Annotated in this window: 24 protein-coding genes; 9 read left to right on the plus strand and 15 right to left on the minus strand. The window is 65.1% G+C overall.

The features are described 5' to 3' along the window. Positions 1–16: 16 nt before the first annotated feature. Positions 17–652 (minus strand): FCD domain-containing protein, encoded by a 636-nt coding sequence (locus JL811_RS10375; protein WP_202688926.1) that lies wholly within the window; start codon positions 650–652, stop codon positions 17–19. A 106-nt stretch (positions 653–758) separates the two neighbouring features. Here JL811_RS10375 and JL811_RS10380 point away from each other — a divergent pair, with 106 nt between their 5' ends. Both JL811_RS10380 and JL811_RS10385 read left to right on the plus strand, forming a co-directional pair. After that, positions 759–1,415, plus strand: coding sequence for a pyrimidine 5'-nucleotidase (locus JL811_RS10380; RefSeq protein ID WP_202688568.1), 657 nt, complete (start codon positions 759–761; stop codon positions 1,413–1,415). 222 nt (positions 1,416–1,637) lie between these two features. Beyond that, entirely contained in the window at positions 1,638–2,852 is a 1,215-nt protein-coding gene (locus tag JL811_RS10385; protein ID WP_202688569.1) for a UbiH/UbiF family hydroxylase, read from the plus strand. A 66-nt stretch (positions 2,853–2,918) separates the two neighbouring features. Here JL811_RS10385 and JL811_RS10390 read toward each other — a convergent pair whose 3' ends face one another. The 3 genes from JL811_RS10390 to purQ form a co-directional block, all read right to left on the minus strand. Beyond that, on the minus strand, positions 2,919–4,250 hold the full coding sequence (locus tag JL811_RS10390) for a sigma-54-dependent transcriptional regulator (RefSeq protein ID WP_202688570.1): 1,332 nt from the start codon (positions 4,248–4,250) through the stop codon (positions 2,919–2,921). A gap of 7 nt (positions 4,251–4,257) precedes the next feature. Next, a complete protein-coding gene (locus JL811_RS10395; RefSeq protein WP_202688928.1) occupies positions 4,258–6,063 on the minus strand; it encodes an ATP-binding protein in 1,806 nt (601 codons plus the stop codon). Positions 6,064–6,345: 282 nt separating this feature from the next. Continuing rightward, positions 6,346–7,014 carry a phosphoribosylformylglycinamidine synthase subunit PurQ gene (gene purQ, locus JL811_RS10400; RefSeq protein ID WP_202688571.1) on the minus strand — a complete coding sequence of 223 codons (669 nt, stop codon included), beginning with the start codon at positions 7,012–7,014 and terminating at the stop codon, positions 6,346–6,348. 215 nt (positions 7,015–7,229) lie between these two features. Here purQ and JL811_RS10405 point away from each other — a divergent pair, with 215 nt between their 5' ends. From JL811_RS10405 to JL811_RS10415, 3 genes are all read left to right on the plus strand, one after another. Beyond that, entirely contained in the window at positions 7,230–7,850 is a 621-nt protein-coding gene (locus JL811_RS10405) for an FMN-binding negative transcriptional regulator (protein ID WP_202688572.1), read from the plus strand. A gap of 176 nt (positions 7,851–8,026) precedes the next feature. Then, positions 8,027–8,545, plus strand: coding sequence for a flavin reductase family protein (locus JL811_RS10410; protein WP_202688930.1), 519 nt, complete (start codon positions 8,027–8,029; stop codon positions 8,543–8,545). A 227-nt stretch (positions 8,546–8,772) separates the two neighbouring features. Further along, positions 8,773–9,051, plus strand: coding sequence for an ArsR/SmtB family transcription factor (locus JL811_RS10415; protein ID WP_237684936.1), 279 nt, complete (start codon positions 8,773–8,775; stop codon positions 9,049–9,051). Positions 9,052–9,091: 40 nt separating this feature from the next. On the opposite strand, the gene JL811_RS10420 is transcribed toward JL811_RS10415, so the two are convergent. From JL811_RS10420 to guaB, 3 genes are all read right to left on the minus strand, one after another. Then, entirely contained in the window at positions 9,092–11,434 is a 2,343-nt protein-coding gene (locus JL811_RS10420) for a hybrid sensor histidine kinase/response regulator (RefSeq protein WP_202688932.1), read from the minus strand. A 154-nt stretch (positions 11,435–11,588) separates the two neighbouring features. Next, on the minus strand, positions 11,589–12,770 hold the full coding sequence (locus tag JL811_RS10425) for an RsmB/NOP family class I SAM-dependent RNA methyltransferase (protein ID WP_202688574.1): 1,182 nt from the start codon (positions 12,768–12,770) through the stop codon (positions 11,589–11,591). A 34-nt stretch (positions 12,771–12,804) separates the two neighbouring features. Continuing rightward, positions 12,805–14,253 carry an IMP dehydrogenase gene (guaB, locus tag JL811_RS10430; RefSeq protein WP_202688575.1) on the minus strand — a complete coding sequence of 483 codons (1,449 nt, stop codon included), beginning with the start codon at positions 14,251–14,253 and terminating at the stop codon, positions 12,805–12,807. 176 nt (positions 14,254–14,429) lie between these two features. Between guaB and JL811_RS10435 the strand changes: the two genes are divergently transcribed. Further along, positions 14,430–15,134, plus strand: coding sequence for a type 1 glutamine amidotransferase (locus tag JL811_RS10435; RefSeq protein ID WP_202688576.1), 705 nt, complete (start codon positions 14,430–14,432; stop codon positions 15,132–15,134). 38 nt (positions 15,135–15,172) lie between these two features. Here JL811_RS10435 and JL811_RS10440 read toward each other — a convergent pair whose 3' ends face one another. The 3 genes from JL811_RS10440 to JL811_RS10450 form a co-directional block, all read right to left on the minus strand. Beyond that, positions 15,173–16,156, minus strand: coding sequence for a TDT family transporter (locus JL811_RS10440; RefSeq protein WP_202688577.1), 984 nt, complete (start codon positions 16,154–16,156; stop codon positions 15,173–15,175). Between the two features lie 109 nt (positions 16,157–16,265). After that, positions 16,266–17,054: a phytanoyl-CoA dioxygenase family protein gene (locus tag JL811_RS10445; RefSeq protein WP_202688578.1), complete on the minus strand. Its 789-nt coding sequence runs from the start codon at positions 17,052–17,054 to the stop codon at positions 16,266–16,268. Between the two features lie 261 nt (positions 17,055–17,315). Continuing rightward, positions 17,316–17,834 carry a BA14K family protein gene (locus tag JL811_RS10450; protein ID WP_202688579.1) on the minus strand — a complete coding sequence of 173 codons (519 nt, stop codon included), beginning with the start codon at positions 17,832–17,834 and terminating at the stop codon, positions 17,316–17,318. Between the two features lie 203 nt (positions 17,835–18,037). Here JL811_RS10450 and mobA point away from each other — a divergent pair, with 203 nt between their 5' ends. From mobA to JL811_RS10465, 3 genes are all read left to right on the plus strand, one after another. Then, the gene (gene mobA / locus JL811_RS10455) at positions 18,038–18,667 is read left to right on the plus strand and encodes a molybdenum cofactor guanylyltransferase MobA (protein ID WP_202688580.1); all 630 of its coding nucleotides are present in this window, start codon (positions 18,038–18,040) and stop codon (positions 18,665–18,667) included. 195 nt (positions 18,668–18,862) lie between these two features. Beyond that, entirely contained in the window at positions 18,863–20,809 is a 1,947-nt protein-coding gene (gene thrS / locus JL811_RS10460) for a threonine--tRNA ligase (RefSeq protein ID WP_202688935.1), read from the plus strand. A 412-nt stretch (positions 20,810–21,221) separates the two neighbouring features. Then, on the plus strand, positions 21,222–21,428 hold the full coding sequence (locus JL811_RS10465; RefSeq protein ID WP_202688581.1) for a cold-shock protein: 207 nt from the start codon (positions 21,222–21,224) through the stop codon (positions 21,426–21,428). 70 nt (positions 21,429–21,498) lie between these two features. On the opposite strand, the gene JL811_RS10470 is transcribed toward JL811_RS10465, so the two are convergent. The 5 genes from JL811_RS10470 to JL811_RS10490 all read right to left on the minus strand — a co-directional run bounded on the left by JL811_RS10470 (position 21,499) and on the right by JL811_RS10490 (position 24,374). Next, positions 21,499–21,828, minus strand: a complete 330-nt coding sequence (locus JL811_RS10470; RefSeq protein WP_202688582.1) for an arsenate reductase family protein — start codon at positions 21,826–21,828, stop codon at positions 21,499–21,501. Positions 21,829–21,926: 98 nt separating this feature from the next. After that, positions 21,927–22,328, minus strand: a complete 402-nt coding sequence (locus JL811_RS10475) for a DUF2177 family protein (RefSeq protein WP_202688583.1) — start codon at positions 22,326–22,328, stop codon at positions 21,927–21,929. Positions 22,329–22,431: 103 nt separating this feature from the next. After that, on the minus strand, positions 22,432–22,914 hold the full coding sequence (locus tag JL811_RS10480; protein WP_202688584.1) for a dihydrofolate reductase: 483 nt from the start codon (positions 22,912–22,914) through the stop codon (positions 22,432–22,434). Next, a complete protein-coding gene (locus tag JL811_RS10485; RefSeq protein WP_202688585.1) occupies positions 22,914–23,729 on the minus strand; it encodes a thymidylate synthase in 816 nt (271 codons plus the stop codon). Before JL811_RS10485 ends, JL811_RS10480 begins: the two co-directional genes overlap by 1 nt. A gap of 216 nt (positions 23,730–23,945) precedes the next feature. Next, positions 23,946–24,374 carry a VOC family protein gene (locus JL811_RS10490; protein WP_202688586.1) on the minus strand — a complete coding sequence of 143 codons (429 nt, stop codon included), beginning with the start codon at positions 24,372–24,374 and terminating at the stop codon, positions 23,946–23,948. Positions 24,375–24,403 lie beyond the last annotated feature (29 nt).

Genomic DNA, 24,403 nt, shown 5'->3' on the forward strand with positions numbered 1-24,403 from the left:
CCCGACCCCTCCCGGCTCAGCGCGTGCGCAATTCCCCGGCATCAATCCGCAGCCGTGTCTCGAATGCGCGCGAGATATGGGTGCGCAGCGCCTGATAGGCGGCCTCACCGTCGCGCGCCTCGATCGCATCGACGATCGCCTCATGTTCGGCCAGACCGGCCATATCACGTCCCTCGGCGGCAAAGGACGTATTGGCCATCAAGGCCATTGACCGATGCACCAGATCCAGTTGCTGGACCAGAAAGCGGTTATGCGATGCCAGATGGATCTGTTTGTGAAACCGCTTGTTCGCACGGCTCAGCGCGCGGGGATCACCCCCCAGCAGGGCCTTGTCCTCATTGACCATGGCGCGCAGGACGCGCTGTTCCTCATCACTGGCATGGCGGGCGGCCAGACGTGCGGCCAGCCCTTCAAGCTCGGTGCGCACGGCATAAAGTTCGGCCAGCTGGTTATGGTCGAGCGAGGCCACGATCAGGCTGCGCCCGTCCCGCGTCAGCATCGACTGGGTTTCCAGCCGCTGCAGCGCCTCCCGCACCGGCGTGCGCGAAACCCCCAGCCGCTCGGCCAGTTCCGACTCCACCAGCCTGTCGCCGGGCTTGTAGGTGCCCGCGTCAATGGCTTCGAGGATCAGACTATAGGCATCTTTCTGCACGACGCGCATGCTCCCTCCGCTTTGCGCGGAGGTTAGCCCCGCCCTGCCCGCCGCATCAAGCGGCAATCCGTTGCAAGCCAGCCCCGGCCCAGGCTAGGATCGCGCCATGACAATGCCAGAATTCCACAATGTCCGCGCCTGGGTCTTTGATCTGGACAATACGCTTTACCCGCCCTCGGCGCGGCTTTTCGACCAGATCGAGATCCGCATGACCGATTGGGTGATGCAGGCGCTGCGTGTCGAACGCGATGAGGCCGACCGCCTGCGCCGCCATTACTGGCAGCTTTACGGCACCACGCTGGCGGGGCTGATGTCTGAACACGGGGTTGATCCGGCACCCTATCTGACCTCGGTGCATGATATCACGCTGGACCATCTGGAACAGGATCTGCCGCTGGCCCGGGCGATCTCCGCCCTGCCGGGGCGGCGCATCGTCTATACCAACGGATCGCGCCCCTATGCAGAACGCGTGATCGAGGCGCGGGGGCTTTCGGGCCTGTTCGATGCGGTCTACGGCGTCGAACATGCGGGCTTTCGCCCCAAGCCCGAACGCGCGGCCTTTGAGACGATCTTTACCGCCGATGGCATCGACCCCGCCACTGCCGCGATGTTCGAGGATGATCCGCGCAACCTTGCCGCCCCACATGACATGGGGATGCGCACCGTCCATGTCGCTCCGCTGCCAGCCCCCGCCCCGCATATTCATCACCATACCGATGATCTGGCGGGTTTCCTGTCGCGGCTGCTGCCGGGCCCGGGCTGAGACCATCTGCCGCAGCGCATCATCCCGCCGGATGGGGCCGGACTGTGACCCCGCGCGAAAGCGGGGCGAATCGCAATCATGCTTGCCTCGGCAATCCTCGCAGGCCTGAGCCCGATCCTGCCCCCCCTAACTCTGCAGTTGCGTAAATCTGCCGCAACATCGCTTTACCGCTTGGATCTGGCCCCCAGTGGCCGCTAGATGAATGCGGAAAGGTGGTTCGGAATGGTTGAAAAGACCGATATCCTGATCTCGGGCGGTGGTGTGGCCGGGCTGATGGCGGCGGCAGGTTTCGGGGCCAGCGGCTTTCGCGTGATCTGCGTCGATCCCGCCCCCCCGGTGACGGATGCGACGACCGAAGGCGCCGATCTGCGATCCACCGCATTTCTACAACCGGCCGTGGCGCTGCTGGATGATCTGGGCATCTGGCCCCGTCTTGCCCCCCATGCAACCCCGCTTCAGACCATGCGCATCGTCGATGCCGGCGGAGCGGGCAACGCGACCGCCGAGACGACCGAGCCCCGCCTGATCCGCGATTTCGACGCGGCCGAGATATCCGAGGCGCCGTTCGGGCAGAATCTGCCCAACTGGCTGTTGCGGCGGGAACTGGTTGCGCATCTGGCGGGGCTGGAAACCGTCGATTTCCGCCCCGGCATCGCCACCACCGCCCTTGCCACGCGCGAGACCGAGGCGCGGGTGACATTGTCGGACGGCGCGCGCATCTCTGCCCGGCTGCTGATCGCCGCCGACGGGCGCACATCGCCCATGCGCGTGGCGCTTGGCATCGGCGTGCGGACCCGGCGCTATGGGCAGAAGGCGCTGGCCTTTGCCGTGACCCATCCCGAACCGCATCGCAATATCTCAACCGAGGTGCATCGCAGCGGTGGCCCTTTCACATTGGTGCCGCTGCCTGACCATGCGGGCCATCCGGCCTCGGCCGTGGTCTGGATGGAGACGGGCCCTGAGATCGCGCGGCTGATGGCCCTGTCCCGCCCGGAATTCGAGGTGGAAATGACCCGCCGTTCGTCAGGGGTCCTGGGGCCGCTGAAGCTCGCAACCCGCCTGACCGCCTGGCCGATCATCACGCAGGCCGCCGAGCGCATGACCGGACAGCGCGCGGCCCTGATGGCAGAGGCCGCGCATGTGCTGCCGCCCATCGGCGCGCAGGGCCTGAACATGAGCCTTGCCGATCTGGCCTGCCTGCTGACGCTTGCGCGCGAACGGCCCGACACTCTGGGCGATGCCCGGATGCTGGACGACTATCACCGTCGCCGCCATCCCGAGATCACGGCGCGGATCACAGGGATCGACCTTCTGAACCGCGCCTCGATGGCCGGGGCGCAGCCCCTGCGCGACCTGCGGATGGAAGGCTTGCGCGCGCTGCACGGGCTGGCACCGCTGCGGCATCTGCTGATGAAGGCCGGGCTGGGCGCGACCTGAGCAGGGCGGGGGTCCGCCCCCGCACTGCGCAGCCCGCGCCCTTTGACCAAGTCGATGCGCGTCGGATCAGACGTAATCGGCGCGCGTCAGGCCGTATTTCGCCATTTTCTCATTCAATGTGCGGCGCGGCAGGCACAACTCTTCCATCACCGAAACGATCGAGCCGCGATGCCGCCGCATGGTATTGTCGATCAGCATCCGCTCAAACGCCTCGACATAATCCTTCAGCGGTTTGCCTTCGGTGGTCAGGGCCGGTCCCGTCGCCTCATTATCCGCCATCAGAAGGGACGCGATGGAGCCCGTGCCCCGGCGGTTCTGCAGAATCGCCCGTTCGGCGATATTGACCAGCTGGCGCACATTGCCGGGCCAAGGTGCCTGCAACAGTTGCGCAGCCTCCTGTGCGGCGATCTGCGGCGCGTCGCAGCCATATTCCTCGGCAAACTGTTCGCCCAGACGGGTGAACAGCGTCAGGATATCCTCACCGCGCGCGCGCAGCGGCGGGCAGACAATGGTCATGGCACCCAGCCGGTAGAACAGATCGGGGCGCAGGATATCTTCCAGCGTCTTGTCGGGCGCATGTTCGTTGCAGATCGCGATGATGCGGGTTTCGGGCGGGCTGCCCTGTTCGTTGATCATCGTCAGCAGCCGTGACTGCAGCGCGTGGCTCAGGCTTTCGATATCCTCAAGGCACAGAGTGCCGCCGCGCGCCTCTTCGGCCAAGGGCAGGGTGCCGCCCTCTTCCATCGGGCCGAACAGCCGTGCGGCCAGTTGATCCTCGGACCATGCGGCGCAAGAAATGGTGACGAATTTTTTCGACCCGCGCGGCCCCACGGCATGCAGCGCATGGGCGGCAAGCGTCTTGCCCGTGCCGGTCTCACCGTCGATCAGCACATGGCCATCGGCCTGCCCCAGATCGAGGATGTCCTCGCGCAGACGCTCCATCACCGGAGAGGTGCCGATCAGCTTCTTCATCAGGACCGAACCATCCGACAATTCCCGCCGCAGCGCGCGATTGTCCAGCGTCATGCGCCGCAACTGGGTGGCCTTCTTGGTCAGCTCCGTCATCCGGTCCGGATTGAACGGCTTTTCCAGAAAGTCATAGGCCCCGACCCGCATCGCCTCGACCGCCATCGGCACATCGCCATGGCCGGTGATCATGATGACGGGAAGACCGCTGTCGAGGCTCATCAGCCGCTTCAGGAAAGCCATGCCATCCATGCCCGGCATCTTGATATCGCTGACCACGACACCGGGATAATCAGGGGCGATGCCCTTCAGCGCATCTTCGGCCGAGGCGAAGGTTTCCGTCTCGAAACCTGACAGGGCCAGCCATTGGCTGATCGACTGCCGCATATCCGCCTCGTCATCGACGATTGCCACTTTCATCGCTCGCGCCATTCCATTCCTACTCTGCTGCCGCCACTTCGGACCCCAATATGGGAAGCTGCACCTCGAAAACAGCCCCGCCCCCGTCACCATTGCGTGCGGTCAGCCGCCCGCCCAGATCGGTCACGATGCCCGAGGAAATCGCAAGGCCGAGGCCTACACCCTCACCGGGTTTCTTGGTCGTGTAGAAGGGCTCGAACAGGTTATCGAGGTCCGAGATCCCATGCCCGTTGTCGCGCACTGCAAGGCGCACTGCCTGATCCACCGTCACGGTCAGGTCGATGCGCGGCTCTGCCACGCCCTTGGTCGCATCCAGCGCATTTCGAAGGAGGTTGATGAACACCTGTTCCAGCCTGATGCGGTCCGCCATCACCATAACCGGGTTGCGCGGCACGTTTCTCGTTATTTGCACAACGCGCGCCTTGAGTTGTGGTTCCATCATCGACAGCGCCGAGGACAAAGCGGCCCGAAGATCCACAGGTTCAAAGGCCTCGCCCCCCTTTCGGGCATAGGATTTCAGCTGCCGCGTGATCGCCCCCATCCGCTCGATCAGGTCGTCGATCCGCTGGAACGAGGACAGCGCCTCATCGGGGCGACGCCGCTGTACCAGAAGCTGCGCCCCCGCCAGATAGGTTTTCATCGCGGCAAGGGGCTGGTTCAGTTCATGGCTGACCGCCGCCGACATTTCCCCAAGGGCCGCCAGTTTCGACGATTGCGCCAGTGTCAGTTCCGCAACGGCCAGATCCTTCTGCATCTTTTCGCGCTGCGCGATCTCGCGTTGCAGCCGCGCGTTCAACAGCCGCAATTCCGCGCTTTCGCGCTGAAAGGATATGCTTTGCGACCATGCCCGGCGCGACAGGAAATAGAAGGTCAGCGCCAGCAGGATGGCAAAACCCATGATTTCCAGCGCCAGAACGGCATTCACCCGTTCGCGCACCGAATCATAGGCGGTGAAGGTCACAAGCCGCCAGCCGCGAAACGGCACCCGCGTTTCGGTCTGCATCACGGCCTGCCCGCGCAGATAGGCATCGGGCGGCTCCTGCGCCCAGTCGGCGGTCGCCTGAATCGCACGTCGGATCGCCGAAGGCGGGGATTGCACCGCCATCGCCTCGGCCATGGTCAGCCCGCGCCAGCGCGGTTCGGTCGCAAGGATCACCCGTCCCTCGCTGTCGGTGACCAGAACCGCATCGGTCAACCCGGCCCAGGACCGTTCATATTTCATCAGATCGACCGCGACCACGATCACGCCGACCATGCGGTTTTCCGACAGGATGGCGCGGGAATAGGTGAAATCCATAGCGCCGGTCTCGCGCCTTGCGGCAGTGAAGACCGTGTCGCGGTTACGCTGCGCATCGACGAAATACGACGACTGCCGATGGTTTGAGCCCAGAAGATTGCGGTTTGTCGCGCCGACCGCGCGCCCCTCCCGGTCCAGCAGCAGGATCGAGGCCGCGCCGATCTCGGCCTGAAAGGAAATCAGCCGCGCCGAGGTGCTGGAATAATTCCCGTCGGTCAGCGCGCGCACCAATTCGGGATCGCGCGCCAGCAGCAGCGGCACCACCGAATTGCGCTGCAATTCCGAAATCAGGTTGCCGCTGTAAAGCGCCAGCCGGACCTCGGCGCGGTTGCGGGTCGATTCAGAAAAGCGTTCGGTCATCCAGCTGTTGGTGACCAGCACCACCGCCACGGCAAGGATGAACAGCAAAAAGACAAGGATCCGCGTCCACCAGGGCTGCCGCGCGGCAAGGGTGCCGGTCGTGGTTTCCGGCGATGCGGACAGCGGGCGCGGCCTGCTTATCGTTTCAGGACGGGGGAAGCCGCCCATGCCGCTGCGCAGGCGGGTGCGGCCCTGCGACAGTCCCGGCACGGTCGTTTCTACAGCCCCGGACGAAGGCGGCGGCACGGGCGCGCTGCCCGCAGGCGCCAGCCCTTCGGAATTTGGCGTATCGGATGCCGACGGATCGGTCGGCGCTGCGGCCATACCGTTTTCCGCATCCGTCCCGGTTGGGGCGGGTTCATCGGGCCGTGGCATGCGGTCATCCTGCGTCATGGCGCAAGTCTAGGCGGGGTGCCTTGCGATCTCAAGCCAGCGCAGATGCGGCGCGGATCAGGCCGCGACAAGTCCCGCCACCAGCGAGCGGAAAAGCACCGAACCATCGGCGGAACCCTGCGCAGGATCAACCGCGCGTTCGGGATGCGGCATCATGCCCAGAACCCGGCGGTTTTCCGACAGGATCCCTGCGATGTCGCGCGCCGATCCGTTGGGGTTGTCAAGGTAGCGGAAGGCCACGCGCCCCTCGCCCTCAAGCCGGTCCAGCGTCGCGGCATCGGCATTGTAATTGCCGTCATGATGGGCGACCGGAAGGCTGATGCTGTCCCCTTTGCCCCAGCCTGCGGTAAAGGCGCTTTGCGCTTCGGCCACCTCCAGCCCCACCGGCTTGCAGATGAATTTCAAACCTGCATTGCGCATCAGAACGCCGGGCAGCAGCGCCATTTCGGTCAGAACCTGAAATCCGTTGCAGATGCCCAGAACGTAGCCCCCCCGCGCAGCATGGGCGCGCACTGCCGCCCCGATGGGCGATTGCGCGGCAATGGCCCCGCAGCGCAGATAATCACCAAAGGAAAATCCGCCCGGAACCCCGACCAGATCAATGCCTTCGGGCAGCGCACTGTCCTTGTGCCAGACGCGGTGAACCTCGGCCCCCGCCGCGGTCAGCGCAAGCGCAAGGTCGCGGTCGCAATTGGACCCCGGAAAGGTGATTACGGCGGCTTTCATCGGCGCTGTCCCCGGCTGGATCGGATGGCGCATCCCTTAGCGCATGTCGCGCGCGCTTTCCAGCCCGCCGCGCCCGCCTTGGCACATCAATTTGCGGCGCCCGCGCGGCACCCGCCCGGCTCTGGTCTTGCACTGGCGCGGCGGGGCGGGGATAGTCCTTTGCGGGGCCGCCCACGCCCCGGATGCCCCTTGCCCCTGCCCCCGGATCCCGCGCAATGTATATGCCTCCGCATTTTGCCGAAACCGACCCTGACGCGATTGCCGGGCTGATCGCGGCCTATCCGCTGGCCACGGTCATCGCCACAACGCCCGACGGGATTCTGGCCAATCACCTGCCGCTTCTGCGCGCGCCCGATGGTGACCTGATCGGTCATGTCGCACTGGCCAATGACATGCACCGGCTGATCGCGGAGGGACAGCAGGTGCTTGCGATCTTCCGGGGGGAGGATGCCTATGTCACACCGAACGCCTATCCCTCGAAAGCCGAACATCACAAGGCCGTGCCGACGTGGAATTACCGTGTGGCCCATGTTCACGGACCGATCACCTTTTCGCATGCAGAACACGACCGCCGCGTGGCGGTGGCGATGCTGACGCGGGATCATGAACGACGGGTGAACGGCGGGCGGGCCTGGAAGATGGCGGAGGCTCCGGCCGATTTCATCGCCGGCATGCTGCAGGGAATCGTCGCCTTCCGCATCGTGCCATTGCGCGTGATCGCCAAGGCGAAGATGAGCCAGAACCGCAGCGCCGAGGATCGCGAAGGGGTCGCGGCGAATATGCGGGCACGCGGAGAAACGGCCATGGCCGAGGCATTGACGCGCTCTGAACCCTGAGCGCGCAAAAGAGGCTCTGCCCCTCGCGGCAATCACACCGCCGTGAAAACGACCTGAGCCGGTCTGCCCCGGCGGACTCTGCGCCGGCAAAAGGTCGACATGACGCGCCGGACGTGATTTGAGCGGTGTCGCGCCGACCAATGTGCAACCGGATGACAGAAACGATGCCAAAGCGGATGGATGAAAAAACGCCCGACGCCGCCACCGGCCCGCTGCGTGACCCAAGCGATGCGCGTCTGTTCCGCGAAGCGCTGGGGCGTTTTGCGACCGGGGTGACCGTGGTTACGACGGCGGGGCCCGAGGGACCGCTGGGCTTTACGGCCAACAGTTTCGCCTCGGTCTCGCTGGATCCGCCGCTGGTTCTGTGGTCGCCCGCACGGGCCTCGGCGCGCTTCAGGATCTTCGCCACCGCGCAGCATTTCGCCATCCATGTTCTGGCCGAGGAGGACGCAGAGCTTTGCGCCCGCTTCGCCCGCCAAGGGGCGGGATTCACCGGGCTGGACGCCGCGTTCAGCCCCGAAGGGATTCCGCTGATCCCCGGCACGTTGGCGCGCTACGAATGCGTGCAGCATGCCACCCATGACGGCGGCGACCATCTGGTGATTCTGGGCCGGGTGCTGCGCTTTGCGGCACGCGAAGGTGCGCCGCTGCTGTTCAGTCAGGGGCAGTATGGCGGATTTTCCGGCGCGGAGTAAGCAGGGCGCAGGAAGGCCGGGGGCCTGCCGGCGGCAGGCAATTCCGGCAAGATGCGGGGCTTTTGCCGGTTGCGCCCCGGTTTTCTTGTTTCCGCCCCCCCCGCCGACTAAATCAACCTCCTGACCAACCGGATCCGGGGATAAACATGTCTATCGACGGCAAACCGAGCACTTTCAGCGCGCAGATCCTGCCCGCAATCCCCTGCGACGCCCTGCCCCCGGATGAGATGATGCGCAAGGCCGAGGCGGCGGCGGGCTTTCTCAAGACGCTGTCGCATGAAGGGCGGCTGATGATCCTGTGTCATTTGCTGGAGGGGGAGAAATCGGTCGGGGAGCTTGAAACCATGCTGGGGTCGCGTCAGGCCGCCGTAAGCCAGCAACTGGCGCGGTTGCGGCTTGAAGGGCTGGTTTCCTGCCGCCGCGATGGCAAGACGATCCACTATTCCATTCAAGATCCCAAGGTGATCCGCACCATCACCCTTATGCATGAGATGTTCTGCCGCTGACCGCCGCCGCGCCGCGCAATCGGCAAGGAACGGGCCGCCTTCAGGGGCCCGGGGCTGCGGCGGCGACAAGCTGGTTCTGCACGGTCAGTGTCAGATCGTTCAGCGAGAAGGGTTTGGGCAGGAAAACCGAATTCGGAATCGCATCCTGCTCCTCTGTCAGGCAGTCCTCGGAATAGCCCGAGACGAAAACCACGCGCACGTCGGGGCGGTCGCGCCGCGCCTCACGCACCCAGCTTGGCCCGTCCATGCCCGGCATCACAACATCGGTGACAAAGACATCCACCTCCAGCGTGGCATCCCCAAGCGTCTCCAGCGCCTCTTCGGCGGTTCCGGCCTCGATCACCGTATAGCCGCGCAACCGCAACGCGCGGGAGGCGAAGGCCCGCACCGGAGCCTCATCCTCGACCAGCAGGATGACACCCTCGCCGGGGCGGGTTGTGGTGGCGGTGGCGGCGAGGAGCGGATCGGGGGCCGGAAGCAACTCGGCCCGGGGCATTGCAACCTCTGCCCGGCGGAGGCCCGAAGCCGCCTCTTGAGCCGGATCGGACCGATGGGCCGGAAAATAAAGATCAAAGCGGCTGCCCTTGCCCGGAGCACTTTCGACGAAGATGAAGCCGCCCGATTGCTTGACGATGCCGTAAACAGTGGACAGCCCCAGCCCCGTGCCCTTGCCCACACCCTTGGTGGTAAAGAAAGGTTCAAAGATCTTCTCGATCCGGTCAGGCGGGATGCCGCAGCCGGTATCGGTGACGCGGATCACCACATAATCCCCGGCTGGCAATTCGACATGATTGCGTTTCTGCGGCTGGTCCAGACTGGCCGCCTCAGTCTCGATCCGGATCGTGCCGCCCTCGGTCATCGCGTCGCGGGCGTTGACGACAAGGTTCATCACCACCTGTTCCAACTGCCGCCGGTCGGCCCGGATCGGCCCCAGATCGGGCGCATGCGAAAACTGCAGATGCAGCTTTTCCCCCACCAGACGGTTCAGCAGATGGGTCATTTCCGACAGCACATCCTGAAGATCCACGACTTCCGGTTTCAGGGTCTGCTTGCGTGAAAACGCCAGCAGCTGCCCCACCAGACTGGCGGCCCGGTTGGAATTCTGATGGATCTGCACCAGATCGGCATATTCGGGATCGCCGGGCGCGTGGCGCAGCAAAAGCAGATCGCAATGGCCTGAGATCGCGGTCAGAAGATTGTTGAAATCATGCGCGATCCCGCCTGCAAGCTGCCCGATTGCCTGCATTTTCTGACTTTGCACGAATTGCGCCTCAAGGGTTTTCAGCGCCGTCGCGTCCTGCAGCACCGCCAGAACGCCGGGACGGCCGCGCTCCACCACACGGCGCAACGTGACCTGCACAAAGGTTTCTTCATCCTTGCGGCGCAGGCGCAGCACTTCGGCGCGGCATGGCACGCGCTTGGCCAGCACATCCCCCATCCAGTCCGAGATCGAGCGGCCCGGCCCTTCAAACAGCTCATGGATGCGCAGAACCGCGTCACCGGGGCCGATTCCCGTCAGGTCCCGCGCGGCGCCATTGGCGGCGCGGATGCTGCCATCGGCGCGGAACTTGATCAGCGCGACCGGAACATGTTCGAAATCGGCCAGCATTTCCGGCCCGCCTTCCCGCTCGGACATCGGGAGCAGGTAGATTTCGCGACGCTCACCGATCCCCGGCACCTCGGCAAGGATGGCGCGCACCGGACCGTCCACGCCTGCGACCGACACTTCCTCACCCGAATGCAGCGCGGGAGTGGTGAAAACCCGGTCCAGCCGTTTCGGACGTGCGCCCAGCAGGCGTCGCATCGCCTCATTGGTGAACAGGACCACTCCGGCCTTGTTCACGACCAGCATCGGCAGGCTGAGCGTCTCAGCCCCCCGCCCGGCACCCGAGCGTTCGTTGAATTCCTCAAGGCGCCAGAGGAAATAGCCCGGGGCGACCACATGAACCGAAAGGCGGACATGGCCGCGCCGGGTGACGACATCCTCGCGCGCGCTGCCCTGATGGCGGGCGCGCGACTGCAGGCGGAACAGGACTGAGGCGGGGCTGGCAAAGAAATCCTTCAGCGTGGACACCAGCGTTTCCCCGGGTGCCGGGCCAAAGCGTTCTGCCGCAGCGGCGTTCTGAAAGGTGATTTCCCCCAGATCATCGGTCATGAAACAGGCCGAGGCATCAGCACCCGCCATACGGCCCAGCCGTCGCGCAAGCCCATGGCGGCGCAGGCGCTGCAGCAGACCGATGCCGCGGATGACAAGGATCAGCGCGACAAAGGTCGCCCCCGCCACCAAGGCCGCAAGCCGGGTTTCGGGATGGGTTGCAAGTGCTGCCACGACAAGTGCGGCCCCCGCCGCCCCAAGCAAAAGCCAGATCCGGGCCGAAAGCATGCGCGCGGTCTGCGCAACCTCCCCCGCCGAATTCCAGACCTGCCGCACCCGCGCCTCCTGACCAGTCAAGGGACATTGAGAGGCAGAAAAGTTAACCCGGACTTAACCGAAATCGAGACACCGCCCCGAAATCAGCTTCAGGTTGACCCTCTCTTTAGTCAACTCTTCTGAGAATCGCGGCAAAGAAACCGTCCGCCCCGTCCAGCGGCGTGAACTGGCGGCTAAGGTCACAGCGCCAGTCCGGGTGCCTGTCCAGAAAGGCTGCGATACGGTCGGAATTCTCGTCCTCCAGCAGCGAACAGGTCGCATAGGCCAGCACCCCGCCCGGGGCGACAAGGGCTGCGGCGCGGGTCAGTATACTGTCCTGTATCGCGCAAAGCTGGGTCAGCCGTTCAGCGGTCAGTCGCCATTTCGCCTCGGGCGCGCGGCGCCAGCTGCCCGACCCGGAACAGGGTGCATCGGCCAGAACCAGATCGAAGGGCGCCATCCGTTCGGGACCTTCGGCATCATCAAGGAGATGCAGCGGCGCCCCGGCCCGCCCGGCCCGGGCCGGAAGATCCGACAAGCGCCCGGCGTCAATGTCATGGGCAAAGATCTGCAAGGACATCCGGGCGGCCATGGCCAGTGATTTTCCCCCGCCCCCGGCACAAAGATCCAGCACCCGCGCGCCCGCTGTCAGCGGCAGAAGATCCACCACCGCCTGTGACGCGGCATCCTGCAATTCCACCAGCCCTGCGGCAAAGGCCGCACTGGTCTGGACGCGACGCGCATTTCCCGTCACCTCAAGCGCCCTGGGCGAAAGTGGCGCGGGCCGGGTGTCGATGCCTTCCGCCTGCAATGCCGCCACCGCTTGATCCACCGTTGCGCGCAGGCTGTTCACGCGCAGAAAGACCGGGGCGCGGTGACGCAAAGCCTCCAGCACCGCCAGAGCCTGATCGCCAAGCGCACGATCCAGAAGCGGGCGCAGCCAGTCGGGGCAGTCCAGTGCGACATTTCCCGAAGGGGCGGGCGGCAATGCAGTTTCGGTCGCGAATTCGGCGTCGGTCAGCGGGGCCGGTGCGAAGCGGTCACCGGTGAAAACCGTTGCCGGATCGGTCTGCGCCGCCCGAAGCGCGCCAAGGATCAGGCCGCGCCCGGTTTCCGCGCCACTCAGATGCGCGAAGGACCGCCTGCAACGGATTGATTGAAAAACGATATCCCGGATCGCCGCTCGGTCGCCAGATCCGGCATAGCGGTTGGTTCGCGCCCAGTTGGTCAGCGCCTTTTCTGCCGCCTCTCCGGCAAGCCAGCGGTCAAGGATACCGATTGCGGCGGCATGTCGGGCGGCGGGGGTCATCGCCGCCCCATGGGCAAAAGAAACGCCACCCCGGTCACATCACACGGTAATTCGGGCTTTCGCGGGTGATCTGCACATCATGGACATGGCTTTCCTTCAGCCCTGCCCCGGTGATGCGCACGAAAGTGCAGTTGCTGCGCATCTCGGCCACGGTGCCATTGCCGGTATAGCCCATGGCGGCACGCAACCCGCCAACCAGCTGATGCACGACCGCGGCGGCAGACCCTTTGTAAGGCACCTGCCCCTCGATCCCCTCGGGCACCAGCTTGTCGGACGCGGCATCCTTCTGGAAATACCGGTCGGCAGATCCGCGCGCCATGGCGCCCAAAGAGCCCATGCCGCGATAGGATTTGAAGCTGCGTCCCTGATACAGGATCACCTCACCGGGGGATTCGTCCGTGCCCGCGATGGCCGATCCGACCATGGCGCAAGACGCCCCCGCCGCGATGGCCTTGGCGAAATCGCCGGAATACTTGATGCCGCCGTCGGCGATGACGGGAATATCGCCCGCCGCCCCGGCCGCATCCATGATTGCCGTCAGTTGCGGCACGCCCACACCGGCCACGATGCGCGTGGTGCAGATCGACCCCGGGCCGATCCCCACCTTCACCGCATCCGCGCCTGCCCCGATCAGCGCGCGCGTTGCCTCGGCCGTCGCCACATTCCCCGCCACGACCTGCACGGCATTGGACAGTTTCTTGATCCGCTCCACCGCCCGTGCCACGCCTTCGGAATGGCCATGCGCGGTGTCGATCACCACCATGTCCACCCCCGCCTCGATCAGGGCCTGAGACCGCTCAAACCCCGCATCGCCGACGGTCGAGGCCGCCGCCACCCGCAGCCGCCCCAGATCATCCTTGCAGGCATTGGGGTTCAGCACAGCCTTTTCGGTATCTTTCAGGGTCAGAAGCCCTGTCAGCTTGCCCGTCCCGTCGGTCACCAGCAGCTTTTCGATGCGGCGCGCCTTCATCAGGCTGATCGCGGCCTCACGGTCGGCGGGTTCCTGCAGGATGGCCAGATTGTCCCCGGTCATCATCACCCGCACCGGCGTGCGGTCATCCGAGGCAAAGCGCATGTCGCGATTGGTCACGATGCCCAGAACCCGGCCCTTGTCATCGACGACCGGGAAACCGGTGACGTTGTAGCGTTCCTGCAGCGCCTTGGCATCGGCCAGTGTCTGGTCGGGGGTAAGGGTGATTGGCGAATAGACGATACCGGATTCGAAGCGCTTGACGCGGCGCACCTCACGGGCCTGTTCCTCGGTATTCAGGTTGCGGTGGATCACGCCGATCCCGCCTGCCTGCGCCATGGCGATGGCCATGCGCCCCTCCGTCACCGTATCCATCGCCGAGGACAGAAGCGGGATGTTCATGCGGATCGAGCGGGTCACGAAGGTCGATGTATCCGCATCTGCGGGCAGGACCGAACTTGCCGCCGGCACCAGAAGCACATCATCAAAGGTGAGAGCCTCGCGAATCTCCATGGGAACCTCCTTGGACCGCATCGTTTGGCGGTTTGCTGTTTCACGGGGACGCGCCGAAGGCAAGGCAAAACACATCTCTTGCGGGTGGAAGGACGGCATGATCGGATGCGGGCAAAGCCGGGAACGGCCCGGACGGGCGGCCCGGCACCGGATCGCAGCAAAAAGGACAGACCGGAATGCGCGTCGCCCTGATCGAGAACACCGCCGTCACCCATCATGGCCAGATCGGAGTGGCGCTGCATGAACGCGGCGCGCTGGTCGATATCCTGCGCCCGTTCCGGGGTGATGCGCTGCCGCTGGATTTCTCGGGCTGGGACGCGGTCATCGTCTTTGGCGGAGAACAATCGGCGCGGGACGATGCGCGCCACCCCTATCTGCCGCATCTGGCGGATGCGATGCGCAAGGCGGTCGAGGCCGGGCAGCCGGTTCTGGGCATCTGTCTGGGCAGCCAGTTGATGGCGCGCGGCTTCGGCGCGGAAAACCAGTTGGGCACTGCGCCCGAATTCGGCTGGTGCCGGGTCGATCTGACCGGGGATGGTGAGGCCGATCCGGTGCTGTCGGCGGCGGGGTCAGCGTTTCGGGTGTTCCAGTGGCACAGCGACACCTTCACCCTGCCCGCCGGGGCCCTGCATCTGGCGCGCTCGGACCGGGCGGCGCATCAGGCCTTTCGTGTCGGGCGGGCGGGCTATGCCACCCAGTTCCACTTCGAGGCGAACCGCGCCGTTGTCGCCGACTGGGCACGGCGCTTTCCCGATCTGATCGAAGGGATGGAGCCCGGTTGGCTGAGCCGCCATGCAGCGCTTGCCGAACGCGACGGGGCTTTGGCGGATGCGGCGGGGCTGCGGCTGGCCCGCGCCTTTCTGGATCTTGTCCCGCGCTGAGGGGCCGGTGGCCGAACCTGCCCGATCAGGCCGCCCGGTCAGGCCGTGGCCGCGTTGGTCTTTGCTGCCAGCCCGCCCCCGGCCCAGGCCCGCAGCACCTTCACCGCGACATAGGGCACCAGCAGCAGCGCCCCGGCCAGAACCGCAAGGCCCGGCCAGACCCAGCCGCCCCCCAGCAACAGCAAAAGCGACGCATAAGCCGCCAGCGGAAAGGTGAAAGCCCCCCAAAGCGCCGAAAACCCCGCCGCGGTGATCCAGCGCCCAGCCAGCAGCAGCGCCAGCAGGATCGCCCCTCCGATCAACGCCATGACCTGCGCCACACTGACCAGCCCCGCCAGCGCCGCGACAAGGCCCAGCAGGCTGGCCGGAGCCAGATGGATGGCCAGCAAGGGGCGCAGCGGGGCGGGCGGCCTGCCCTGCACCAGTTGATAAAGGCTGACGCCCCAGATGCCCGCCGCAACCGCCCCGGTGCCGATCACCAAGCCGGTTGCCAGCCCGGTCAGCCCAAGCGGGGCCGCGACCAGCCCTGCGATGATGAAACCCACGAAATGCAGATGCCATGCCGGGGTGACGGACTTCGCCTCATCCGGGGCGCGTTGCAGCCACAGGGTGACCAGCAGCGCCAGAACCAGATGCAGAACCAGCCCCGCCAGCATCAGGATCAAGGCCAGCCCCGGCCGGTGGGGCAGGACCGTGGCCGCCAGCAGCAAAAGCCCCAGTGACCCCGCCGCCAGCCCCGTCCGGCCCGGCAGGGCCGCCAGTTCCTGCATCACCACGCCGGGTCGCTGCGCGACCTTCACCAGATAGCCGAAAGCCGCGAAAATCCACAGCAGGCTGACCGCGCCCAGCAGGATCTCACCGAAACCCGGATGGATCAGGCCGCCATCGGCGGCGCGGCGCAAGGCCAGACCCAGCCCGAACAAGCCCATGATCGTGGGAAAGACCGCTGGCGGCATGCGCTGAAACGGGCGCAGCCGGGCAGGCGGAACCGGAGGGGGCGGGTTGGGGGCAGTTTCTGTCATGGCCGATCCATCACCGCCTGCCGCCACAGCGGACCTGTCCCGTGCCCGTCATCCGCACGGCGGCCCGCCGACGGAACTGCCCCGGCTGCGCTTAAAGCGCAGGCGCGGATCATCCGCGCAGCACCGGAAACCAGTCTTCGCGCAGGTGCTGGCCCGCCTGCATCCCGTGGCCCGGAAAGGGCGGCGAGGTCGGCCCCGGACGCTCGACATAGCGCGCATCATCGCCGACCAGCCGCAGCGAGAAGGCGCGGCGGCGGCGATCGGTCACATTGCCGCGCGTGCCATGCAGGGTGCGGTAATGGAAGGCCACGGCATCGCCCGGCTCCATCTCCCATTCAAGGATGCGCATGCCTTCGGCCTCGGGGTCGGGCACGGGAATGTAATCGTGATCGCCCGGATAGAAATCGGTCTCGGACATCCAGCGGGTCGGCAGCACGTCCTTTTCCCAAAGATGGCTGCCCGCGACGCAGCGCAGGGACGCCTCGCGCACCGGATCAAGCGGACACCAGAAACTGACCGTCTGCCGCCCCTCGACAAAGTAATAGGGCCCGTCGGTGTGCCATGGCGTCGGTTTTGACGTTCCGGGTTCCTTGACCAGCACATGATCGTGGAACAGTTGCACCCGGTCACTGCTCATCAGCCGCGCCGCCGCCTCCGCCACGCCCGGATCACGGATCGCAGCCTCGAATTCGGCAATCCGGTTCCAGTTGCAGTAATCGTCGAAAAAGCGCCCGGCCTCACCGGGTTTCAGCGTTGCCATGGGCTGGCCGGGATCGGCCATGTTCTTCTCGACGCCCTGGCGCAACTCCTCAACCCGGTCGGCAAACAGCCCCCGGACCAGCACCGCGCCATCGCGTTGATAGGCCTCTGCCTGTTCCTGCGTCACCTGAACCGTCATCCGCGTCTCCCTGCTGTTGTCGCAGAGCCTGCCGCCTTCTGCCGCGCTTGCCAAGGGGCCAAGTGACCCCCGTGCTGCGGCAATCCGACAGATGGCCGGAGGAAGGTCGCCAGCACTGTGGATCGGAGGAGAGCGTCAGATATCCCTGCCCGTTCGGACGCGCGCGGATATTGCCTTTCCCCGCAGGGCCTGCCGGAAAACCGGCAAGCCCGACGAGGAGGATAGACGGTTGCGGCGCGTCAGGTCACGCCGTCCCTCAGATCACGACGGCCCATAGGGCGAGCTGCAGACACGACGCGGGCCGTTATAGGGCTGATAGCTGTTATCCGACGCGCGATAGGACCGCCAACGGTCGTGGCACCAATTGACATGGTTCTGCGACAGATAGCGCCCGGCATTGCCCTGCGGCACCTGAACCGGTTGCGGGCGGTTGAACTGATCGACCAGCACCCCGCCTATGATCGCCCCGATCAGCGCCGAACCCAGATCGGGACCCCTATCCCGGTCAGCCTCGCGGCGCGGCCGGTGATGCACGGGCGGGCGGCGGTGACGGTTGTCAAAGCCGTGCCGTCCCCGGTCACGGCGGTCAAAGCGTCTGCGGTCGCGATTGTCGCGATAGCCACGCCGTTGCTGGACCTCGACAAGATCCGCCTGCAACGTCAGTTCACCAATGGATCCGGTCAGAGCGAGCGGCGCGACCGGGGCCGCATTGGCAGGCGCGACCGTGATCGGGGTCAGCGACAGGACAACAGCGGCGAGTGTGGATGTGAACAGTTTCATGGTCCTCTCCTCGTCAGATATGCGCGCGGCAGCTTTGCGCGCCTGCAGACCCAACGCATCGGGGGGCAGATTCTGTCGCGCTTTCGTCATAACAAGGGCGTGAGCGGTGCCGGGCCACGGGGCGCTGGCCTTGGCACGGCGGCTGGCATAGCAATCGCAAGACCGGGCGGCCCGCGCGGGGTCGCCAGAGCAGGAGCGGCAGGATGACGGAAGGGCAGATCCTTGGCGTGGTGCTGGCGGGCGGTCAGGCACGGCGCATGGGCGGCGGGGACAAGGGCAGCCTTGATCTGGGCGGAACGCGCCTGATTGATCAGGTGATCCACCGCCTGCACCCGCAATGCGCCGCACTCGTGATCAGTGCCAATGGTGATCCGGCGCGGTTTGCCGGGCTGCGACTGCCGGTGATCGCCGACAGTATCGCAGGCTTTGCCGGGCCTTTGGCCGGGGTTCTGGCCGGGATGGACCATGCAGCCGAATGCGGGCTGTCCCATGTGGTGACGGCCGCAGCCGACAGCCCCTTTCTGCCGCCCGATCTGGTGCTGCGGTTGTGCCGGGCGGCGCAGCGGGACGGCAAGCCGATCGCGCTTGCCGCCTCGGAAACCGCGGCAGGGCTGATCCGGCAGCCGGCCTTCGGCCTATGGCCGGTGGTGCTGCGCGAGGATCTTCGCGCGGCGCTTGGCGAGGGGGTCGCCAAAATCGTGATCTGGGCCGGACGGCACGGGTTCGCGCTGGCCGGTTTCGACGCGACAGGGCGCGATCCGTTCCTCAACGTCAATACGCCCGAAGATCTGGAAACCGCCCGCCATCTGTGGCGGGACCAGCAGCAGGGCTGAACCGCCCTGCCCCGCAATGCGGCCCTGTCCCCGGCGCTGTGGCCCTGACCGCCCGCCCCCGGCGAAATTGCACAACGCCCCCCGGCAGGCGCTTGACGCTGCCACTGCGGCGGTCCACAGACGGGGCCACATAACCCGCAACCGGGCGTTCCGTGGGCGCCGAAACGACGAGGAGCATGGCCGATGAGCCCTGACCTGACCCAGATTTCCCTGACATTTCCCGATGGATCGGTCCGCAGCTACGCCGCAGGCGTGACCCCGGCCGAAGTGGCCGCCTCGATTGCCGTCAGCCTTGCGAAAAAGGCGATCTCGGCACAGGTGAACGGCGTGCATTGGGATCTGCAATGGCCGATCACCACTGACGCGACGCTTGCGATCAACACCATGGCGGATGAGGCGGCGGCGCTGGAACTGATCCGCCATGACCTTGCCCATGTCATGGCCCGCGCGGTGCAGGAACTCTGGCCCGATGTGAAGGTGACCATTGGCCCGGTGCGCGATCATGGCTGGTTCTACGATTTCGACCGCGCCGAACCCTTTACGCCCGAAGATCTGGGGATCATCGAGGCAAAGATGAAACAGATCATCAACGCCCGCGATCCGGTGAAAACCGAACTCTGGAGCCGGGAAGACACGCGCCGGCATTACGAAGAGCGCGGCGAACCCTACAAGGTGGAACTGCTGGACCGGATCCCGGGAGATGAGGATATCCGCATGTACTGGCACGGGCCCTGGCAGGATCTGTGCCGGGGGCCGCATCTTCAGCAGACCGGGCAACTGCCCGCCGATGCTTTCAAGCTGACCCATGTGGCGGGGGCCTATTGGCTGGGCGACAGCAGCCGCCCGATGCTGCAGCGCATCTATGGCGTGGCCTTCCGCAACCGCGACGACCTCAAGGCCCATATGACCATGCTGGAGGAGGCCGCCAAGCGCGACCACCGCAAGCTGGGCCGCGAAATGGGCCTGTTCCACATGCAGGAAGAGGCGCCGGGACAGGTGTTCTGGCATCCGAACGGCTGGACGATCTACACGACCTTGCAGGATTACATGCGCCGCCGCCAGCGCGCCGATGGCTATGTCGAGGTGAACACACCGCAGGTGGTGAACCGCAAGCTGTGGGAGGCATCGGGCCACTGGGAAAGCTATCAGGAGAACATGTTCATCGTCGAGGTGGACGAGGATCATGCGCGGGAAAAGACCGTCAACGCGCTGAAGCCGATGAACTGCCCCTGCCATGTGCAGATCTTTAACGTTGGCCTGAAGTCCTATCGCGATCTGCCGCTGCGGATGGCGGAATTCGGGTCGTGCAACCGCTATGAGCCGTCTGGCGCGTTGCATGGCATCATGCGGGTGCGCGGGTTCACGCAGGATGACGGGCATATCTTCTGCCGCGAGGATCAGATCGAGGCGGAATCGAAGAAGTTCATCGAATTCCTGAGCCGCATCTATGCCGATCTGGGCTTCGACAAATGGCGCGTGAAACTGTCGACCCGGCCGGAAAAGCGGGTGGGGACGGATGCCAGCTGGGATCTGATGGAAACCGCTCTGGCCAATGCCTGCACCGCGGCGGGCTGCGCCTATGAACTATTCCCGGGCGAGGGCGCGTTCTATGCGCCCAAGCTGGAATTCGTGCTGACCGATGCCATCGGGCGGGACTGGCAATGCGGCACCTTGCAGCTGGACCCGAACATTCCGGCGCGGCTGGAGGCCAGCTATATCGGTGAGGATGGCGCCAAACACACGCCCTATATGCTGCACCGCGCCTGTCTGGGCAGTTTCGAGCGGTTCATCGGGATACTGATCGAGAATTGGGCGGGCAAGCTGCCCTTCTGGCTGGCGCCGCGTCAGGTTGTGGTCGCCTCGATCGTGTCGGATGCGGATGATTACGCCCATGAGGTCGCAACCGCCCTTGTCGAGGCCGGGATCCGCGCCGAACTGGACCTGCGCAATGAAAAGATCAACTACAAGGTGCGCGAGCATTCCATGGGGAAAGTGCCTGTAATCCTTGCCCTTGGCATGCGTGAGGTCGAGGAGCGCACGGTTTCCGTGCGTCGTCTGGGCGAGAACCGCACCGAAACGCAGGATCTGGCCACAATCATCGCGGCACTGGCAGCCGAGGCGACACCGCCCGATCTGCGCTGATCGTGGAAAGTGCCACGTATCGGGCCTCATCGCAGGGGGTAACCCGTGCAAACGGGGGGCTTGGCGCGCCCCCGCCCCGCGAGGTATTTTCGCCAAGATGAAAAGGCAACGCAAGAGGCGCCATCCGTGAGGCGCAAACAAGGTTTCTTCCAGGGCCGCTCCTGACGGTTGAGGCTACCCTCTTGCAAGGGAATCGCGTGGGCACGCGCAGGCGATTCCGGCGGTTTTCGGCGGGTCAGTCCGGGATGCAAGCACAAGGTTCTTGATTTTTGTCTGTGATTTGGCATCCTTTGCGCTGTGACGACAGCCTTTCCGACCTGATCCTGACTGCCCGGCAGCCGGACGACTGGAAGACCTGGCAGCACGGCCCGCGGCATGTCGCCCCGGGAGGACAGACTGAAGGAGAGACGGCATGCCGACAGGCACCGTGAAATGGTTCAACGCCACCAAGGGTTACGGCTTCATCGCCCCCGACAATGGCGGCAAGGACGTGTTTGTACATATTTCAGCGGTGGAGCGCGCAGGCCTCACCGGGTTGAGCGATAACCAGAAGATCGGGTTCGAACTGCAATCGGGCCGCGACGGTAAAGAATCTGCCGGCGATCTGCGTCTGCTCTGACAGCCGCGCGCCGGAACCGGCAGCAAAATTCCGATGAGGGGGCCAAGGTCAGGCCCCCTTGTCAACCGCGTTAGAGATAGCGCGCCTGAACCTCGGCATCCCATCCAAGGGTCAGTCCTGTGGGCGAACGGATGACCGGGCGTTTCATCAGGGTGGGTTCAGCCTTCAACTGGGCGTCGGCCTCACTGGCGCGCAGCCAGTCCGAAACACCGCGCCATGTGGTGGATTGCCGGTTGATGATCCGGTCCCCGAATTCCGTGACAAATTCCGCGATTTCAGCCTCGGTCAGCGGGTCGCGGCGGATATCGCGCAACTGCGCCTCATGCCCGGCTTGTTGCAATGATTTCAAGGCCTTCTTGCAAGTATCGCAAGTCGGGATTCCGTAGATGATATGGGTCATTGGGCCTCTCCATGCCGGACTGTACCCGATCTAACGTGCAAAGCGCGGAATGTCACCTGCCCGGTCAGATTGCACGGTCCGATGGCCCGGTCCCCCGGTCAGCCGGTCAGCGCGCGGGTGATCGTGACCCCGGCCCAGGCCGAAACCCCGGTCAGCACCGTGCCCCAGACCAGATCGGTCACCACCATCTGCCAGTGCCAGTCGCGCATCACGGCGTATGAGGTGAATTCATAGGTGCCATAGGCCATCGCCCCCAGAACCGCGCCGCCGATCAGCGCCTGCAACGGCGCGCCGTCACGCAGGGCGGGCAGGGACACCAGCCACAAAAGCCCCGCGATATAGGCCAGATAGAATGCGGCCGCCGGGCCCCAACGCAGGTTTTCCAGCAGTTGGTCACCCAGATGGCGGCGGAACAGCGGACCGATATGCCAGCCCAGCATCAGCGCATCGAGCACAAGGAAGACAAGTGCGGTCGAGAGATAAAGAACAATCAGGGTCATGGGGCAATTTCCGTTCCGACAATCCCTGATTCCACCTAGCACGCCGGATCGCGGCGGCCAGAGCCGAAGCCACGATTATCGGTCGCGGCGGACGAATCAGCCTTCAGCGCCGCCGCAGCCATTCCTGCAGGATACAGGCCGGATCCGCCGCCCGCAGCGGGCGCTGCAGCGTCAGGTGCCACTCGGCAGGGTCGAATTCGGGAAAGAAGGCATCGGCATCGGCGATGTCCAGATCGACCTCGGTCAGCAAGAGCCGGTCAGCCAGCGGCAGCAGCGCGCGATAGATCCCCTCGCCTCCGATCCCGTAAATCCGCGCATGGCCCGCCGCCCCGGCCACGGCAAGCGCGCCGTTCAGAGTCACGGCCTCGGCCCCGTCATCCGCTAAGGGCTGCGAGGTCACGACAAGGTTCAGGCGGCGCGCCAAGGGCCGTTTCGGCAGGCTGTCCCAGGTGCGCCGCCCCATGATGACCGCGCCCCCGGTGGTTTCGCGCTGGAAAAACGCCAGATCCTCATGCGCATGCCAGGGGATCGTGCCCGCCTTGCCGATGGCCCCGTTGCGCGCCCGTCCTGCAATTAGTGTCAGCATCAGACCGCCACCGGCGCGCGGATCGCGGGATGGGGGTCATAGCCGTCCAGCGTGAAGTCCTCATAGCGGAAGGCGAAAAGATCGGTCACGTCGGGGTTGAGCCGCATCACCGGCAGTGCGCGGGGAGCCCGCGAAAGCTGTTCGGTAACCTGATCCATATGGTTGGAATAGATATGTGCATCGCCGATGGAATGGATGAAATGGCCGGGCCGGTAGCCCGTCACCTGCGCCAGCATCTGCGCCAGCAGCGCGTAAGAGGCGATGTTGAACGGCACGCCGAGGAACATGTCCGCCGAGCGCTGGTAAAGCTGCAGATGCAGTTTCCCCCCGAGAATGCGCACCTGCCACAGCGTGTGACAGGGCGGCAGCGCCATCTGGTCCACCTCACCCGGGTTCCAGGCCGAGACGATCAGGCGGCGGCTGTCGGGGCTTTTGCGGATCATCTCCAGCAGTTTGGCGATCTGGTCCACGGAACCGATCACCGGCCCGTCCTCACCGGCCTCGACCGAGGGAAAGCGCCGCCATTGCGCGCCATAGACCGGGCCGAGATCGCCGTTTTCATCGGCCCATTCATCCCAGATCGAGACGCCATTGGCCTTGAGATAGCCGATATTCGTATCGCCCGCGAGAAACCACAGAAGTTCATGGAGAATGGATTTCAGATGCACCTTCTTGGTGGTGACCAGCGGGAATCCCTTCGCCAGATCATAGCGCATCTGAAGCCCGAAATGGCTGATCGTGCCGGTGCCGGTGCGGTCAGATGACGGCACGCCCTGGGCCAGGATCTGCCGCAGCGCATCAAGATAGGTCTGCATCGCGCTGGCCCTCCGTTTCGATTCAGCGGTAACCGCTTTGCCACCCTGACGCAATATCTATGACGCCCCGGCGCATCACCCACGACATGCGGGGTATGGCAGACTGTCTGCCCCCCGTCCTTTGATGAAGAACCCGGGGGGCAGTCTGCCCCCCGGTCTTTTATTGAAGAATCCCGCGCCCCCCGATGATACTTCCGAAGAGAGGAAACGGTAGGCTTACCAATGGCCGATATTGGGGGCGCTTTTCCACGGCTCGGCCGGTTCCAGCGCCGGGCCCATCTGCAGCAGTTCGACCGAAACATTGTCGGGGCTGCGCACGAAGGCCATGTTGCCGTCGCGCGGGGGACGGTTGATCGTCACGCCATTGGCCTGAAGATGGGCGCACATCTCATAGATATTCTCGACCTCATAGGCGAGATGGCCGAAATGGCGGCTGTCGGACGGCAGGCCGTCATCGCCATCCCAGTTCCAGGTCAGTTCGACCGGACATTCCTTCTGGCCCGGAGGCGCAAGGAAGATCAGCGAGAAGCGCCCGCCTTCATTGTCGACGCGGCGTGTCTCCTCAAGCCCCAGAAGCTTGTAGAAAGCCATGGTTTTTTCGAGATCGAGCACCCGGACCATCGTATGCAGGTAACGGATCTTCATTGCGGGTTCCTTTCGGTTTGCTATCGGTG

Origin of the sequence: Szabonella alba, from assembly GCF_016765775.1 — a bacterium.
GTDB classification, from domain to species: domain Bacteria; phylum Pseudomonadota; class Alphaproteobacteria; order Rhodobacterales; family Rhodobacteraceae; genus Szabonella; species Szabonella alba.